General features: G+C 46.0%; 18 protein-coding genes. 5 read left to right on the top strand and 13 right to left on the bottom strand.

Annotated elements, in window-relative coordinates; genetic code table 11:
- Positions 1 to 414 precede the first annotated feature (414 nt).
- From ACUVJL_RS35205 to ACUVJL_RS35195, 3 genes are all read right to left on the bottom strand, one after another.
- The gene (locus ACUVJL_RS35205) at positions 415 to 753 is read right to left on the bottom strand and encodes a DUF3593 domain-containing protein (RefSeq protein ID WP_445250056.1); all 339 of its coding nucleotides are present in this window, start codon (positions 751 to 753) and stop codon (positions 415 to 417) included.
- Positions 754 to 1053: 300 nt separating this feature from the next.
- Positions 1054 to 1704, bottom strand: coding sequence for an ATP-binding protein (locus ACUVJL_RS35200; protein WP_445250055.1), 651 nt, complete (start codon positions 1702 to 1704; stop codon positions 1054 to 1056).
- 179 nt (positions 1705 to 1883) lie between these two features.
- Positions 1884 to 2012 carry a hypothetical protein gene (locus tag ACUVJL_RS35195; RefSeq protein ID WP_445250054.1) on the bottom strand — a complete coding sequence of 43 codons (129 nt, stop codon included), beginning with the start codon at positions 2010 to 2012 and terminating at the stop codon, positions 1884 to 1886.
- A 283-nt stretch (positions 2013 to 2295) separates the two neighbouring features.
- Here ACUVJL_RS35195 and ACUVJL_RS35190 point away from each other — a divergent pair, with 283 nt between their 5' ends.
- The gene (locus ACUVJL_RS35190; RefSeq protein ID WP_445250053.1) at positions 2296 to 3039 is read left to right on the top strand and encodes a pentapeptide repeat-containing protein; all 744 of its coding nucleotides are present in this window, start codon (positions 2296 to 2298) and stop codon (positions 3037 to 3039) included.
- A 132-nt stretch (positions 3040 to 3171) separates the two neighbouring features.
- Here the strand turns inward: ACUVJL_RS35190 and ACUVJL_RS35185 are convergent, their stop codons facing one another.
- Positions 3172 to 4158 (bottom strand): alpha/beta hydrolase, encoded by a 987-nt coding sequence (locus ACUVJL_RS35185; protein WP_445250052.1) that lies wholly within the window; start codon positions 4156 to 4158, stop codon positions 3172 to 3174.
- 121 nt (positions 4159 to 4279) lie between these two features.
- Entirely contained in the window at positions 4280 to 5740 is a 1461-nt protein-coding gene (gene gatA / locus ACUVJL_RS35180) for an Asp-tRNA(Asn)/Glu-tRNA(Gln) amidotransferase subunit GatA (RefSeq protein WP_445250051.1), read from the bottom strand.
- Positions 5741 to 6596: 856 nt separating this feature from the next.
- On the opposite strand from gatA, the gene ACUVJL_RS35175 reads away from it, so the two are divergent.
- From ACUVJL_RS35175 to ACUVJL_RS35165, 3 genes are all read left to right on the top strand, one after another.
- Complete coding sequence (locus tag ACUVJL_RS35175; RefSeq protein WP_445250050.1) at positions 6597 to 6875, top strand: zinc ribbon domain-containing protein; 279 nt, start codon at positions 6597 to 6599, stop codon at positions 6873 to 6875.
- A 463-nt stretch (positions 6876 to 7338) separates the two neighbouring features.
- Entirely contained in the window at positions 7339 to 7791 is a 453-nt protein-coding gene (locus ACUVJL_RS35170; protein WP_445250049.1) for a helix-turn-helix domain-containing protein, read from the top strand.
- Between the two features lie 206 nt (positions 7792 to 7997).
- Positions 7998 to 9299, top strand: a complete 1302-nt coding sequence (locus ACUVJL_RS35165; protein ID WP_445250048.1) for a serine hydrolase — start codon at positions 7998 to 8000, stop codon at positions 9297 to 9299.
- On the opposite strand, the gene ACUVJL_RS35160 is transcribed toward ACUVJL_RS35165, so the two are convergent.
- The 6 genes from ACUVJL_RS35160 to ACUVJL_RS35135 all read right to left on the bottom strand — a co-directional run bounded on the left by ACUVJL_RS35160 (position 9296) and on the right by ACUVJL_RS35135 (position 14234).
- Positions 9296 to 10645: an FAD-dependent oxidoreductase gene (locus ACUVJL_RS35160; protein WP_445250047.1), complete on the bottom strand. Its 1350-nt coding sequence runs from the start codon at positions 10643 to 10645 to the stop codon at positions 9296 to 9298. The genes ACUVJL_RS35165 and ACUVJL_RS35160 overlap by 4 nt on opposite strands.
- A gap of 188 nt (positions 10646 to 10833) precedes the next feature.
- The gene (locus ACUVJL_RS35155) at positions 10834 to 11406 is read right to left on the bottom strand and encodes a DUF981 family protein (protein ID WP_445250046.1); all 573 of its coding nucleotides are present in this window, start codon (positions 11404 to 11406) and stop codon (positions 10834 to 10836) included.
- Positions 11407 to 11768: 362 nt separating this feature from the next.
- Positions 11769 to 11942 (bottom strand): hypothetical protein, encoded by a 174-nt coding sequence (locus tag ACUVJL_RS35150; RefSeq protein WP_445250045.1) that lies wholly within the window; start codon positions 11940 to 11942, stop codon positions 11769 to 11771.
- A 90-nt stretch (positions 11943 to 12032) separates the two neighbouring features.
- Entirely contained in the window at positions 12033 to 12176 is a 144-nt protein-coding gene (locus ACUVJL_RS35145) for a hypothetical protein (protein ID WP_445250044.1), read from the bottom strand.
- 28 nt (positions 12177 to 12204) lie between these two features.
- Entirely contained in the window at positions 12205 to 12402 is a 198-nt protein-coding gene (locus tag ACUVJL_RS35140; RefSeq protein WP_445250043.1) for a hypothetical protein, read from the bottom strand.
- A gap of 221 nt (positions 12403 to 12623) precedes the next feature.
- Entirely contained in the window at positions 12624 to 14234 is a 1611-nt protein-coding gene (locus tag ACUVJL_RS35135; protein WP_445250042.1) for a hypothetical protein, read from the bottom strand.
- 208 nt (positions 14235 to 14442) lie between these two features.
- Here ACUVJL_RS35135 and ACUVJL_RS35130 point away from each other — a divergent pair, with 208 nt between their 5' ends.
- Positions 14443 to 15279 (top strand): alpha/beta fold hydrolase, encoded by an 837-nt coding sequence (locus ACUVJL_RS35130; RefSeq protein WP_445250041.1) that lies wholly within the window; start codon positions 14443 to 14445, stop codon positions 15277 to 15279.
- A 222-nt stretch (positions 15280 to 15501) separates the two neighbouring features.
- Here the strand turns inward: ACUVJL_RS35130 and ACUVJL_RS35125 are convergent, their stop codons facing one another.
- Together ACUVJL_RS35125 and rlmB are read right to left on the bottom strand one after the other, a co-directional pair.
- Positions 15502 to 15801 carry a DUF1816 domain-containing protein gene (locus ACUVJL_RS35125; protein ID WP_445250040.1) on the bottom strand — a complete coding sequence of 100 codons (300 nt, stop codon included), beginning with the start codon at positions 15799 to 15801 and terminating at the stop codon, positions 15502 to 15504.
- 258 nt (positions 15802 to 16059) lie between these two features.
- Positions 16060 to 17104: 23S rRNA (guanosine(2251)-2'-O)-methyltransferase RlmB (gene rlmB / locus ACUVJL_RS35120; RefSeq protein WP_445250039.1), on the bottom strand; the 1045-nt coding region annotated here is incomplete at its 5' end.

Below are 17104 nucleotides of genomic sequence, written 5' to 3'. Positions count from 1 at the left end.
ATACTGCACTATGTCAAGCAATTAAATAATTATATCGAACAACAAAATTAACCTATAAAATAAAGATACTTGTTGTGCTTTGATGTCGTCATCCACCTGTTCATTCCTCGCCCGCTATGCTTGTGAGGTCATGAATAGGTGGAATCAGGAGTCTCACGCGCCTCTGGTCCCACACTAACCGAAACGGTATAGTGTGGGGTTTCCCGTCTGGCTAGCTAAAATTTTGCTTTCTTGGCGGATCGCAAACTGGTATGTCAACAGTTAACTGTTAACGGAGGCTATTCGGGAGCATTTCTGCGGAGAGCAAAAAGCATTTTTTAGGAGTGCGAGCGTCCCGCTCGCTATATATTATATATACATATAGCGAGCGGGACGCTCGCAGGGAGAGCAAATACAAAACTGAGATAGTCCCGGCTATTCTCCCCCGTCTAAAAGACACTCTTGCTCCCCGCCGCCATTCTGTGAGGATGCTTTGGCTTTAATCACCGCTTCCCTAAAGCCTAAAACTACTAAAATATTGGCAAGTGTTAAGAAGAATTCCGCAGAACCATGCAGCCAATCGACATTTGCTAGCGACTCGTTGTAGGCAACTTTTGCATAAATTGCGGCGGGAATAGTCACAGCCACAAAAACGAGAGTGCCGTAAAATCCCCTCAGAGCTAAAGGGGGTGTTTTTCCCGAGCGAGTCAAAAACCAGAGAAATCCCAAGTAGGGAAATAGAGACAGAACAAATAAAGTTTCTTTGGAAATCATTAGTAATTGGTGAGCAACCAGATACTATGATAAATTAAAAAATCCCCAATTAGTGTGAATAATTTTTAACTTTTATTTTTGAGTTTTTCATGTTTAATTCCACAGAGGGACTCGTTGCTGTCCAACCGCTAGAGACTCACCCAAGCCCATAGCTTTTGAGCAAAGCCGCTGCAGGTCGCCAGTATTCAAAACTCCTCACGCACGTGAAGACAACACCCGTAACTCGTCTCCTAACACCGTTTTTAGCATAACACATTATTTTCAACCGTGCCAGCCTGTTAATTGTCTCTCACTCTCAAGCTACCCAGCAATTATAAACTGAGACAGTTCCAAAGTTTTCGGTCTGCTAGGCATCAAGCAAGCATGATCCAAAACCTCTAAATCCAAGCAGGGTTTTCTATCTGCTGCGAGAGTTTCCTTCAGCTTCGCATCAAAATCAAAATACGGGCCACAATCCCAAACTTTGAGTTCCAACCGTCCGTTACACACGATAATTTCCAGTTGAACAGGTGTTTCTACTGGCAGATTTTTGTGAGCATGGCGGACTGCATTAGTGAAACCTTCAGCCAAAGCTAACTGAAACTTCCACCAAACCTCCTTAGGGAGCGATAAATCTTTCAACTGCTCAAACCACTCCAAAACTCGAGTTAAAGCATTCAGATCTGTGTTGACTTGCAGACTAATGTGTTGAACATAACTTTGATGCAGTTCTTGTTCCTGCTGTGTGTTATTCTGCCAATCCCAGGTGTTTAAGAACTTCATTAACCCATCTAAAAGACTAGCCTTTTTTATATTTTGCGGTCGATTGCGACCTTCTACTTCGTAACTTTTGCTCAGCCACAAACAATTTCTACCGTCGAGAGTCCGGGTGTAACTTAGCTCGTCTGCAATTTGCCACATGAGTTTGAGCCCGCGGCCGCCTTCTGCAAGTTGATCTATGCTGTTCAACATCTATTTTCCTCGTCTGAAACTATTAGCTGTACCCAATTTTCCGACCCGCCGAGACACGTGGTATTTGTTTTATACTTGCTTGCTCGGTATTATTTCGGGGATCACACAAAAATGCTATCTTTTTTACAGAAGGCAGCGCATCAGCAATATGTCTTAAGAGTCTAAGCCAATTGGCTTATTTACCGATCGCCTGTACGGAGAACGATCGCCCTAGGCAGCACAATCAAACTGCACTGAGTACAAATACTTATTCGCTGTCGGAGCAGCCACTTGCCGCTTGCCGTCACAAGCTCGAGAATCCCTGGCATTCAGCGCCTTGTGACGGCCGTTGGAAGCTGTTCGAGAGCCTGGAAGTGGGCGCTCTCATCCCAAAGGCGTAAGTAATATCCGCGATCGTGAGCGCGATCGAACCTTACACCGTCGAGCCGCGTCAATGCACTAGACTAGGACTTGCGCCAACAACCCGGTTTTTGGTAAGAATATTGGGTTTGACAGCGAGGAATTAAGGAGGAAACCGGGTTTTTGGTTCCCCGCGCGTAAGTCCCGCAGACAAATCGGTGATTAAAGGCAGTTAGAGGACTTACCCCGACTATGACCAAAATCAAACTGAAAATTCTGACTGCAGCGATCCTGCTACTCCCATTTTGCGCCGCACTTCCCTTACCTGCTCAAAATCTGTCTCTAGTCAAGCGACTGCTAGAAACAAGAGGATGTCCCGGATGCGACTTATTTGGCGCCTCCTTGAGCCGTGCAGATTTGTTTGGCGCTTCCTTGAGCCGCGCCACTCTCAGCAGGGCCGACTTAGTTGATGCCGACTTGACTGCAGCTGACTTAATGGAAGCTAATTTAAACAACGCCAACATAAGAAACGCCTTTTTGGCTGACGCCGACCTCAGCAAAGCCGACATGAGCAGGGCCGACATCAGGGGAGCAAACTTAGAAAATGCCAACCTCAGCGAGAGTTCTCTTCGAGACGCTTCCCTCCTGTTGGCTAACTTAAAATGCAGTAATTTGAGCGGCGCAAAACTCAGTAGAACCGACTTGAGAACAGCCGATTTAAGCGGTGCAAATCTTAGCGGTGCAGACCTCCAAGAAGCCGATTTAAGCGGTGCAAATCTCAGCGGTGCAGACCTCAGAGCGGCAGACTTGACCGATGCGAGATTGAACAAAACTAATCTTACAGATGCCAATCTCTGCGGCGCCCGGATGCCGAACCGAAAAATATCTCGGCGAGGCTGCGAAGTTAAGAAAGAACAAGCGATAAGCACGAACAATTACTGCAATTATTGCTATGCCTTGAATGACTGGTGGCTGAATGTGTTAAGGTTCAACTAAGCGGTATCATCGTGATTACTGCTGTGCTTCAGATATGTATTGTTAGAAGTGCGATTAGAAGTGCGAGCAAATAGAATTGCGATCGGGCGGTACAGATATCAAACTGAACCTGTTACCGCCAACAGCTTTTATCTACTTTGAAGAACCTAAAAATTGGCTCACTATTTGCAGATATTCTGCACCCCCGATCTGTGCCACATTATTGTGACCTCCATCAGGAACTATGTAAAGCTGTTTGGGCTCAGGTGCTGCATCAAACAGTTTTTTGCTCATTTCCACTGGAACTACATTGTCAGCAGTCCCGTGAATAAAGAGCACGGGCATTTGCAGGCGATCGACTTTTGAAAGAGAATCAAACCGCTGCGTCAGCAACCAATCTATCGGAAACAGCCAAAACAGCCCTTTTTGGAAATCCACCATCGCCCGCGTCGAAGTAAAAGAGCCTTCTACAATTAACCCGGCCGCCTCCGGGTGGCGCACTGCCAGATCGATCGCGATCGCGCCTCCCAAAGAATGACCGTAGATATAAATTTGATTTGGGTTAACCCCCCGCTGTTTCACCAAATAATCCCAAGCAAGTTGAGCATCCTCATAAACCTGAGATTCACTCGGAAAATCGCCCTGGCTTTTTCCATAACCACGATAATCGATCGCAAATACCGACCAACCTAACCGATGAAATCGATTAGCGTGTTCGACATTTGCTCCCACATTTGAACCATTGCCGTGCAGGTACAAAACTACTCCCCCTAACCCCCCCTTGTTAAGGGTCCGAACCCGAGCGACGGCCCGTCTGTCACTTTGGGGCGTAGCCAGAAGCCACTCTCCCTTTCTTGCTCCCCCCCAAGCTTTGGGGGGGCTGGGGGGGGTTTCCGAGGCAGGAATCCACCACCCGTGCACGCTTCCCACCGCGCCTGTTTTAGTTGGAATTGGCAGCCAAACATCTTGATATTTCAACTGAAAATCATCTGGCGTAGTTTCGATCGCCCGCGCGGGAAAAAAGATAAACTTACCTTGCGCTACAAATAGGTATACACAAGCAGCAGAATAAGCCACGGCCAAAACTATCCCAAAAGCTATTAGCGATTTAGACAAAAGGAATACCAGCAACTTGTTCATAGAAAATAGAGCATGCGGGAAATTAGATATCGGTCAACAGCTAAGGGCAAATGATTAATTCAGACAATTAGCCAATATCAATTACTAACTTCCGCCGCAGCATTCCGCCGATTTTCAAAAATTAATGCAATTCTGGGTGGTGCAAGTGCCAATTCGTAGACTGTTCGTAAGCGTGAGCCACTTGAAACAGCCGAGATTCTTGCAAAAGATTACCAATCAGTTGTATGCCCACCGGCATTCCTTTATCATCAAATCCGCAGGGCAAACTCAAAGCTGGCAAACCAGCAAGATTCACCGGAATAGTCATCAAATCTGACAAATACATACTCAGGGGGTCATTGAATTTTTCGCCTGCCTTAAATGCGGTAGTAGGAGCAGTGGGACAGACTAAAACATCAACTTGAGAAAAAGCTTTTTCAAAGTCTTCTTTAATTAAAGTCCGAACTTTTTGAGCTTTTAGATAATAGGCATCGTAATATCCAGCCGACAATACGTAAGTGCCGATCGCAATCCGGCGTTTAACTTCCGCACCGAACCCTTGAGAGCGAGTTTTGGCATACATATCCAACAGATTATCGGGGTCGGGAGACCGGAAACCGTACTTTACTCCATCATATCGCGCCAAATTTGCCGAAGCTTCCGAGGGAGCAATGATGTAGTAAGTGGGCAAACCGTAGCGGAACCGGGGACAAGAAATGACTTGAATTTCTGCGCCCAATTGTTGAAATTGCTCGATCGCCTTAGTAACAGCGTCTTTAACCGCCGAGTCCAACCCTACACCAAAAGTTTCTTTAATTACACCAATTCTCATCTGACCCTTGGGTCGCAAACTGGGTCTTAAAGCTTGGGCGTAGTCAGGAATTGGGACATTAAGACTCGTGGAATCTCTCGGATCATAACCGGCGATCGCCCCCAACAAAATCGCCGCATCCTCAACCGTCCGACCAAATGGTCCGATTTGATCGAGAGAAGAAGCATAGGCCACCAAACCGTAGCGAGAAACCAACCCATAAGTGGGTTTGAGCCCCACCAAACCGCAAAAAGCAGCAGGTTGGCGGATTGAGCCCCCAGTATCCGAACCCAAACTCACGACACATTCTCCCGAGGCTACGGCTGCTGCAGAACCGCCTGAAGACCCTCCGGGCACGCGCTCCAAGTCCCAAGGATTCGCGGTAACTTGATAAGCAGAAGTTTCCGTCGAGCTCCCCATTGCAAACTCGTCCATATTCGCCTTACCTACAATCACCGCACCGGCTGCTTGGAGTTTCGAGACGACGGTTGCATCGTAGGGAGGCACAAAATTCTCCAAAATCCGAGAGGCGCAGGTTGTGGGAATGCCCGAAGTGCACATATTGTCTTTAACGGCGATCGGGATGCCGGCCAACAGCCCTATTTCCTCGCCTGCTGCGATTTGGGCATCCACTTTGTGGGCCTGCGCCAATGCGCTGTCTGCTGTCACGCACAGAAAGCTTTTCAACTTCGGCTCTAGCTGGGTAATTCGGTCTAATGCTTCTTGAGTAATTTCCACAGCAGAGCGTTCTTTATTGACCAGTTGTCGGTGCAACTCGCGGATAGATGGCATGCTCGTACCTTTATCATTTCTACTTTGAGACAATACAGTTAATATAGCTGGCAATTGCACGCACTTACAGCTATTCGGCAAAGTCCGCTATTTTTGTGGCTTTGTTCGATCGCGCGATCGGTCTTTTTACATACAATAGATTAAATTCCCCAAATAGCACCGGATCAAAAATAGCGATCGACTTTTTTACCTAATCTTTTAAAAGAACAAGAAGGCAACTGTATCACGATTTAGGTAAAAAGTGGTTTGACGCGCGCATTATAGGGGTAAGGTGCGCCATCCGCACACTACATAATTAGGTTCTGCGTCCAACACTGTGTATGCAATATCACAATCCTTAGGAAATCAGCCATTCCCCATTCTTATATCTTAAATCTAAAATGCCATCACTCATTTCCACTTCTCCAATCTAAAATATAGCAATCCTAAATCATTTGTGAATTTCTTACTCCCGGACCGCAGGTTCGGGGAGGGCTGGGGTGGGGTAAAAAATTTACGACTCCTGCAAGGATTGCTATATAAAATCTAAAATGGTATAACCCATGTTCTCTCCGACGCAACCAATGATTTATGCTAGTAAAAAATTACACAAAAAATTAAAGTAATGCCCGATTATTGCGTCTCCCCTTTATGGGGAATATAACCCGATAATATAGGCAATATTGATCCTGAAACATTCCCGCTTTCGGTAGATACAATTAATTCCTCGTTTAAAAGCGTATTCAGAAGCTGATCGAGCGGATTTCAACTGGGATTACCCGCCTGATAGACCAGAAAAAACTGAATAAGAAATAGAGACTTATGGGCCAATACGCTTGGGTTAACACTGTTTATTGCCCGGAGATCTCCCCAATCGTTGCGGGGAGGCAAGTCTGATGCAGCTTGGGGTAAATTAATTCTGAAACTTGACTGCTTAGCTGCAAAGCCTGGACAAATTGTAATCAAAGTCAATCCTAAACATTCCAGCCAAAAATGCAGAAATTGCGGCAATATCGATAAGTCCAATCGAGATGGCGAAAAGTTCATCTGTGTTGAATGTGGGCATGACGAACACGCCGACATTGGCGCTGCAAAAACGATTAGAGATAGAGTTTTGGAATTGCTACGCGGGGAATCTCGCGTTACCAGGGACTGAATGCCTAAACGCCCAAAAGATATCACCACGCTCAAAGAGCTTTCGTGGTGAAGCAAGGGAAGCCTCACAAAAGGGATATTAAGGCAGAAATGTCTTAAGAATCCTCGTGCCTGGCCCAGGAGTGTCAACAGTCATCCGAGTGAATTAATGGCTGCTGCGTAATTACAGAAAAGATCGATCGAGCACAGGACCATCCACGCCCATTTTGCCACGGGTCAAAAAGCCTCTCAGAAATCTGGGGTTCACAAAAAAGCTCGGAACCTGCAGCGCCACGCCAAGGTCTTTTGTTGCGCGCACCTGCAAAAAAACAGCAGTCCTTCCTCAACTGCGTCTATATGCGTGGATCTGCAGCAAAAAAAAGTTACGTATTTGCATCGACGATCCCCAGGAAAATAATTTCATCCGGAATTATCCCCAAAACCAAAGATATATGGTAAGAAGTTCCCGATGCCCCGTTGGAGGAATGCCACCTAAAGCTCACTTAGAATCCCACCTGACGGCAGAGGAACTCAAAATTCGCTACCGGCAGGCACAAAACACCACAGAGTCGCGCCGCTGGCACTTGCTGCTGTTAGTTTCCCGAAATTGGACTATCAAACAAGCAGCCCAAGTTGTAGGTCTCAACTATGACTATGCCAAAGAAATAGTCCAGCGCTACAACCGAGAAGGGCCTAACTCTGTGAGAAACCGCAGCGGAGACCGCCAGCCCCCTCCTGCGAAATCCTTGCTGGATCCTCAACAGCAAGAAGAACTGCGACAAGCGCTGCAAGGCTCTGCCCCCGACGGCGGAGACTGGACAGGCCCCAAAGTAGCTCGCTGGATTGCGGAAAAAATCGGTAGCGATCATGTCTGGCCCCAACGCGGCTGGGATTATCTCAAGCGGTTGGGTGCTCACTGGCGGCGGCGCAGAAAGTAGATAGTTCGCAATATTTAGAGGGGGTTGATTGCCGAACTGCGATCGCTCCCTTTATTTTTGTTATCTTGGCGCACCGGTGCGATCGAACTATTTGAGATTTGAGATTTGAGATTTGAGATTGGAGAACAAATCTCAAATCTCAAATGGTTTGACTGATGTAACAATAGCTGCTTATATAGAATTTGGTTGTGTTGAGGATGTTAAATATGCGAGGAATCAGGCGTTTTTTGTCGATCGCCAACAAGACTTTGGCAGTAGTAGCTGGCATCGGACTGGTTCAGATGTTAACCATCGCAAGTTCATTTTCTCAATCATCTAACCCGCGTTCCTTAGACGAACTCTACAAAATTCGCGATCGGCTCGTCACCGAATTAGAACAGCCCCCCTCTCCTTCCCCAGAACCAACCCTGCTCTCGGGCTTAGTTCCCCTCACCCCCAATCCTCAAGAAAAACTGCTACAGCAGTTGCAAGCGGTGGAAGTTCAAATATTAGTAGAACAGAGGGCTAACGACGACTTACAGCAAGCAGTCCGTTTAGCCAACCGAGCCGTAGAAACCAAACGGCAGCAAAATCAATCGATCGAATCTTCGCAGCAAACTCAATTTTTGTGGAACCAGGCCCTCAACAACTTGCAGTCCGTTCCACAAGATTCATTTTTAGCTTCCCTCACTGCCTCAAAAACTCAAGAATACCGAGAAAATTTAACGGCAGCAACCTCGCAAGTGCAGCAAGCAAAATCAGATTTTTTGGCTGCCGTTGCCCGGGAAAGCGGTTTGTCTGGGCAAGCTTCGATCGGCATTTGCCGCCTTTCTAGAGAATGCGTAGACCTGCGGGGCGATGTGCCTCCTGTCAGTCCAGCCAGCTTAATAAAGGTGCCGATTGCTGTCGCCCTGATGCAAAAAGTCGAAACAGAAAAAATTAGTCTGAACAAGGAAGTATTCGTCAATAGGGGCAATTTCACCGAAGACTCATCCACGAAGATTTTGTCCCCTAAAAATTACCCCTTGAAGACACTGTTAGAAGAAATGATCGATCGCAGCAGCAATACTGCTACCAATCAACTTATTGATTATTTGGGTGCCGATTACATCAATCAATTCTTAGAAAATCGCGGCTACCAAGTCACCCGGGTAAACTTCAAATTAATGGGGGAAAAAATTATGCCCACCAACCCGGGTTCTGGTCCCAACCGCGTGACTGCTAACGAACTCACCGAAATGATGGTGCAAATTTACAATGGCGAAACACCCGGTGCTAAACAGTTAATAGAAACTCTCAACGGCCAGTACGATCGGGCTCTAGGATTTGCCGCCTTGCAAGGAACTAAAGCTCAGTGGTTGGGCGAAAAAACCGGCCAAAATTCCCTGGTGCTAGGCACAACTTTAGCGATGAGCATTGACGGCGAAGCCTATGTGATGACTGTGATTGACACCCGCAGCGGCGATCTACAAATGCGCCAGTCTATTTCTAAAATTGCCGATTACATTAGCCGGAACCCCAGCTTTTAAGAAACTCCAGACTTACTAACAGCCTTTTCGGCTGCTAACATACCCATGTACAAGGTACCATCTTGGTCGTGGTACTTGAAAGCTCCGTAACGGCCAATTATATCAAGATTTTCAAACTGATTGAGATAATCGTTAACTTCCGATAACGCTTCTTGATAATTAACAGCATAAATGGGATGAGTACGGGCTAGTTTTACGACAAAACCTCCGGAAACTTTCGCTTCTCCCAGCAGTCCAATTGCCCTTAAATCTTGCTCTGCCTGTAACAAAAGCTCTGCTTCCGGCTGTTGCCAAGTCGAGTCGCCAAAATCGCACCAGTATTCGCAACATAAAGGAGTCTGATGACTATTTGGCACCATATCCTTAGACCAGTTAGCAAAATTTGTCACCCGACCCAGCCGAATATTGGCATCGTTGATATAAATACACTGATCGGGGAATAAATTGCCACTTTCAACAATTAAATAAGCGATCGCAGTGTTGCGGAACTTCAAAGACTTTACTCGCTCCACGAGTATACTTGGGACAGCCGGAGTGAGTTGTTGCAGCAAAATACTCAAAGGAATTGAACTGATGACGCCCTTGCATTCAATAACTTTCTCTTCTCCTGTTTTGCTATTTTTTAGAGTCAGTTTAGTGACTTTAAAGTTTTCGTGATGAATTTGCTTCACTTCGTGGTTGAAGAGAATTTGTTGATCGTGCTCCCCCATAAAATTAGCAATACGTTCGTAAAGCTGCCGCGAGCCTAACCTGGGAAATTTTACGCTGCACTCGTCCTTCATCATCGAATTTTTTAGAATTTCCAGAAAAGATGTATATCTAAATTTTCCGGCTTCCCAGTCAGCGCTAATTTCCGTGCAAGGTATGCCCCAAAGCTTTTCTACATAAGCCTTAAAGCAAATCTCAAATAACTCTTTGCCAAATCTACCAGTAACTCGTTCAGCGTAATTTTGAGGATTTGAGTTGCGGAATAATTGAGCCGGCACATACGAAAGGAGAATTTTTAAGCTTTTCCAAAAGCCAACTCCTAACAAAACTTCTGGCACACTGGGAGGATAGCCAAAGTATTTGTTCTGCCAGAACATCCGAGTGCTCACCTTGAACGTAACTTGCTCTGAACCCATTACCTCGTCCCAAAATTGGTGAACAGCATCAATATCACTGCCGAAAAAGTGGGGGCCGTAATCCAGAATAAATCCTTGATAGTCAATACTTTTTGACAAGCCCCCCACTTGGGAATCCCGTTCAATGACCACAACAGGGTGACCTTTTTTAGTAGCGGTGTAAGCCGCTGCCATACCTGCTGGACCTGCACCTAAAACATAAATTTCGCTTGGCTCGCTCATTTCGATCTTCCCTGAATTAAGTTGTTAACAAATGTTTTGTTGGAGAAGTGAATCCCCTTATTTTCCCAATTACTGAACTTAAATTGTTGCAGCACGTTGAGAAAGTTACTGCACGTCTGCTTAAGATTAACATGGCTTGTCAAATTGCCAAAACGACTCATTGCCGATCGAGGATGAGTTGCCACGTTTCAGCGCATAGGGTACGGAACCCAATTTGAGAATTTAGCCAGATGGCCCCAATATGCCACACAGGCTGTCAATGCCCAGATCAGACCCGCTGCTACCAGTACGATCGTGCCAATCACCCGCATAGTACGATTAGTTCGCAGCAACAGCGCAGGCGTCGCGCAGACGCCGCCCAGTCCCGACAGGATGAAGCCCAGCCCTGATAGTATTGGCTGCGTTGTTATACCTAGAGTAATAATACGCAAACCGACCAAGATAGCAGCCACACCGGCGAAAAATGCGTAAATCGTAACTGTTACCAACTCCCAGTTTTGGGCTAGGGCAACAGAAGCACCGATGAATACGATACCCAACAAAACTGACATTTCCCCGAAGGCTATGTTGAAGCTACCTGGAACTGGCCAAGTGAAGATCATGTGCAATCCTGTTGTAAGGGCGATCGCACCAGTCATGCCAAACCCGGGAATCCACCGTTTTTGATCCTCGCTGTCGAGACCCGAATAGACATAGTACGCGAGGATAAATAATCCTGCCGCCATATTGATCAGCATCAAGGTGATGTAGTCAATAAACATTAATAAACCTGCCTCCGTCACAAATAAAGGTAAATTCTATCATGTCCGGTTGATTAGTAATAATTAAGTTCCCCTAGTTTTAGGTCACCAATCAAAGCAGGTTAACTCCAGAACAAGTCTGTGTTGCTCCATAATTTTATGACAACGATAAATCAGCAGATTTTCTAATTCCTCTAAGTTTAAGAGTGAATAATTGGCTCACGCTTCATTAGTCAAAGGCCACAAACGTTCAGCAGGTTGTAGTTCTAGAGAGTGACTGGATAGAAAAAACCGATCAATACCAACAGCAACGCACCAACTTGTCACTGGTATGCCATCCAGCTTAGCCTTTGACGAGCAGTATCCGCTTATTTTGATTGAGGTCAAATTAAGAGTGCCAAATCTGCTAAAACCACGCCCAATAGCTCCGTGTTGACTCTCGGTAGAATCCAAAAGTAAGTTTCTCCTGACTTGGGGTGGACAAAACCATACAGCCACAGCCATTGATATTGAGTCTTGACAGAAGCAATTGGTTGTTCTCCTACAGGGGTCCACACTCGACGAATTTTTGGTTTAAGCCCTAATCTCTGTTCATCTTGACACCACACTTCGGTAGTCTGCTTGTGGGTACTTACTTTGAAGCGAAGCTAACTCTTGAGCGAGTTTGTTTTCCACTGAGTAAGTTGTTGTGAAAAGTCACTATCAGTATGACTCGAGCCTGGTGTTTTCAGCCGAAAACCTATCTGTTGAAGATATTGCCATCCTCTCTGACGACTTACTGGAAACCCCATCTTCTCACTCAGCCAATACCCTACTTTTCTACCATTCCATAGCCCTCCATCTGGTGCTGGTTGTTGCACTAGCTGCCACAATTGAGCTTAGTCTACATCTTGGAGTAATGATTCGCGCCCCAGATTTTTTTTTATTTGGTCTCAAGTATGCTTCCGCTGCATGAGTGTTGTACAGACGTACCAATCGATAAATCCAATTTCTACTATAGCCCGTTACTTGGGACACCTCTAAACTTGTCCTGCCACTAGCCAATAACCAGATGACAAGATAGTGACTTTTCTCGGTAACAACACCTAGCGTAACGATATCTTTGCTCTAGCTGTGGTACTGAAATGTGGTTTTTAATGGCAACTAACTTGGGCATCACTCCCTCCCAAACTCTGCAGCTCGCTGTTGACTTTTTATTATACCTAATCAAGGACATGATATTAGCTAGTGACTAACAATTAACTCAGCAAGAAAGTAGACGTTCCTCCCAAGAAAGGGGGAGTGGAAGGAAAAGTCAGTTGTCGCAGATTTAAATTAGCACCTCCTTCAATAATTGCAATTCTATCTTCTGGTTTGGAGATGACTAAATCTGCACCTACCGGAGATATTTGATAGTCACTGAGTTGACCTGCTAACCTGAGTACATCTCCCTGAGTGGGGTTGAATCCGCGAATGCGAGCCTCCCCTGGCCCTCTATATAATTCTTGCGCGCTGGGAATCATCTGAGACGGTGGTGGTGGGGTAAAATCATAAGCCAACATAAAAGTATCAGCCCCTGGGCTGCCAATCAGCGTATCAAATTCATTGCTACCATTACTAAAATAACGGCCGGCTCCGCCAAAAGCAAAACTTGTATCTAAATCAACTCCAGTAATTTCCGTTTTTCCATTGCCAAAAGCAGTGACAATATCATTTCCATTAGTTCCAACAAAAGTGGCAGAGCGATTCGGTTCAAATTGTCCAAATTTTGTATAATGATCGAGACCTGAAGAGAAATTTCCTGCTTTCACAGCCGCAGCAACATCGGGATTTTTTTGCAAATATTCAACTTCCGAAAAGTTATCCAATACACTATCTTTATTAAAAATCAAAAGACCGCGCCCTCGATTTGCTAGAAATGGAATATTGGCATCTCCCTCAATTTGAGCGACTCTTTCGATACCTCTACCAGCGCCTAGAAAAATATAAGAATTGCTGTCATTCCCTCCAGACGAGAATTGATAATCTCCTCGCGTTCCTGCCAGTCGTATCGCATCAGTTTGCTGGTCAAAGTTTTTAATAATCGGCTCGCCTCTTCCAAACCGCGAGATGTAGAAAACACCACCATTAGTATCGAACCGTTCCCCAACACCAAGCACGAAAGTATCAGAACCTTGACTGCCAATTAGGGTATCTATATCTATGTCGCTAAAGTTAGTGAGGTTTTTTTCATAAACTCGATTTCCTGCTGCATCTAAAGATACTTGAATGCCGATGATTTCAACTTTACCTACACCAAATCCAGCCACAACGTCACTGCCTTTAGTGCCGACAAAGGTTGCAGAGCGGCTTGGCTCAAATTGTCCAAATTTTCGGTAATGTTCTCCGCCTGTTTTGAAAACTCCTGCTTTGACTGCTGCTGCTACCTCGGGGTTTTTTAGTAAATATTCTGGTTCAAAAAAGGTACTCGCATAAAGGCCTTCTTGGACTCCGAATTTGATAAAGTGATCAAAACCAGATTTTAAAGTTTGGTTCTGCACAAAGGGAGCAAGTACGGGGTATCGCTTTAAATAAAACGATTCATCGTAGTCAGGCGATGTATTGACAAGACCTTGTTCCCAGCCAAACTGAATAAAGTGATCTAAGCCTGAGGCAAAAGATCCTGAACTGACAGCGGCCGCGACTGCGGGATTGTTGGCGAGATAGTAATTTTCATCGTAATATCGCGATACTTCGGTGAAACCGAGTTTTTGACCAAACTTTTCAAAGTGTTCTTTGCCAGAACTGATAATTCCTTGATCGATACCTTGTTGCACAAATGGATATTTGCTGAGATAGTAATTTTCGTCAAAAATATCGTAGTTAGCCATATGGCCCTCCTCGAGTATCGATGAGTTTTTTCCCGATTTACCTTATTTTAGGCAAAAACGTTATTTCTTGACAACAAAGAGGCAAGTTAGATATAATTAAATTTAAATTAAGTAATTCGCTAAATAAAATTTATTAATATTTAAAAATATTGGAGAAGTTTTAAGATTTTTCAATTTTATTTAATTCAATCGATCGAGTAATAAGAAAATGTCGCACACAAAACTCAGTGTTTCGGTCAAAGGCAAAGGGTTTCCGATTCTCTGCTTGCACGGCCATCCAGGTTCGGGCGATTGTATGTCCGTCTTTACAGAACACTTATCAAAGCGGTTCCAGACGATCGCCCCAGACTTGCGCGGATACGGCAACAGCCGCACCTCTGCTCCCTTTGAAATGACCGACCACCTCCTCGATTTAGAAGCACTTTTAGACAGATTAGGAGTCGATCGGTGTTTGGTGATCGGATGGTCTTTGGGAGGGATTTTAGCCCTGGAATTAGCCATGAAATATCCAGGGCGAGTCAGCGGTTTGATTCTACTTGCATCCGCCGCCAAACCGCGAGGAAGTCACCCTCCCATCTCTTGGCAAGATAACCTTTACACCGGTTTAGCCGGAATTATCAATTGGGTGATACCCGGTTGGCAGTGGAATATTGATACTTTTGCTAGGCGATCGCTCTTTCGCTACTTGATACAGCAGCATACAGCCACCCCTTACCGCTACTTAGCACAGGCAGGTACCCCCGCCTACCTCAAGACTTCCAACACGGCCACCAAGGCGTTAAATACCGCTCTGTTGGCCGGATACGATCGACTGATCCACCTCGACGACATTCAATGTCCGAGCTTGGTGTTGGCCGGAGAGGCCGATCGGCACATCACCTCGGCATCCAGTTTAGAAACAGCCCGCCACCTTCACGATTGTCAGTGGCAGTGCTATCCAAATACAGCCCACTTGTTCCCTTGGGAAATTCCCGATCGGGTAATCGCAGACATCGATCGTTGGATTGAGAAATTCCCCCAAGCAGTTGGTAATTGCGAGTCTTAAGTTTTGAGTTTGTCAGAAGCAATTAATCACCCAACCGTCAAGAATTTTGAATTTATATCCTTTCCGTTTGCCTCCGAATCATAATTTTCCGAGTTTGTGCCAGCTTCCCGCTCGCTATCAGGGTTCGCAAGGAGGGTATAATTCCGTAGTTACCGGATTTTAATTTACAACTTACAACTCAAAACTCAAAACTCAAAATTCCCCCTGGTTCTAGTGACCGATCTAAACAGGCAACAGCCCTCCCTCACCAAGCTTTCCCAAATCATCTGCCACCGTCAAAGTAAGAGGTTTGCAGCGGTGAATTGAAACACAAAGACCTTCTGCACCTTCATTTTCTATGTCTTCTACATATCCTGCTTTTGCAGATTCCGCTTCTTGAGCCGTCAAGAACGGCCCAAAATAGTAAATGCACCGCGGTGCTGAAGTTTTCACTTCAACCCACCAAGCCAATCCGAAAAAATTGAGCAAGCTAATCAAGAATTCTTTCATCTGCTTTTCTAATGTATTTGACGGTGTTTTCATGGTGCTGCGAACACGCCTAGGCTTTTGTTATTTACACGCTGACTGCTACCAAGAACCTATACACACCTATTTAAAGCTGATCTCTAAATAGATTGGTGTCGAATTCCTGTTTGAACCTAGGGGGAAGGCCCCTTCTACTTTCGCCTGTTCGTAACGAAAGCCGATCGGCTATCCTTACTTGTTCAGGGTGTGCTGCCGCTCAATTCTGGGCAGCATTCACAATAAACTACTCTGTTGTGCTCTTTTTTTCAACCACCTTTACGATCCGTGTACGTGAAACTTTTTGGGCCCGCGCTGGCGGTAAATTTCGTATAAAGCCATCCCCGTTGCTACCGAGACATTCAGGCTAGGAGTCTTCCCCCTTAAAGGAATTGAAACTAATCCGTCACAGCCGCGCTGTATCAAAAGGCTCAAACCGTCAGCTTCACCGCCCACAACTAAAACAGTGGGCCCCGAGAACTTGATTGTCTCTACCGATTGACCGACGCCTGCTGCAGTGCCATAAATCCAGAATCCAGCCTCTTTCAATTCTTCCAGCGCCCGGTTAAGATTGACAACCCTCGCCACTGGCAGGCTTTCCAATGCCCCTGCTGCCACTTTTCTCACTGCCGAGGTAATCCCAACAGCCCGCCGCTGGGGAATCACCATGCCCTGAGAACCCAATGCTTCTGCGGTGCGAATGATCGCCCCTAGATTGTGGGGGTCGTTGAGTCCTTCGGCTACTACAATTACTGGATCTTCGCAAGCAGACTTAGCCTTTGCTATCAGTTCGGTCAAATCCAGGTATTCGTAAGCTGATACTTGAGCCGCTACGCCTTGGTGGTTTGCCTTGCGCGTGATGTAGTCGAGGCGCAAATCGTCAACTTCATCAATGATGCTGCCGTTGGCCTTGGCTTCGGTTAGCAAGCTGTGAAAGCGGGGATCGTAGCGCAGGTGGGGGACAACCCAGATCCGGTTGAGGACTTGGTTTGTTTCTAAAGCCGCTTGCACCGCATGGCGGCCGTAAATCATGTCTGTGTCTGTGTCTGGTTGCACGACTGTATTTGAGGCAGTGTCAACAGGGCGAGTGTCTCTGTCTTTGTCTCTGTCTCTGAAATGGTTGCCCCGGAATTCCTGCGGGCTGCTGTCTCTGTCTCTGTCTCTGTCTTTGTCTTTGTAATAATTGCCCCGGGATTCCTGCGGGCTGCTGTCTCTGTCTCTGAAATTATTGCGGGCCGGCTGCGGGCTGCTGTCTCTGTCTCTGAAATTATTGCGGGCCGGCTGCGGGCTGCTGTCTCTGTCTCTGAAATTATTGCGGGCCGGC

The sequence above is a fragment of the Microcoleus sp. OTE_8_concoct_300 genome, assembly GCF_031383065.1.
Taxonomy (GTDB): Bacteria; Cyanobacteriota; Cyanobacteriia; order Cyanobacteriales; family Microcoleaceae; genus Microcoleus.
Note: the sequence above shows the minus strand (reverse complement) of the source record. Positions and strands in the feature narration are given on the sequence as shown.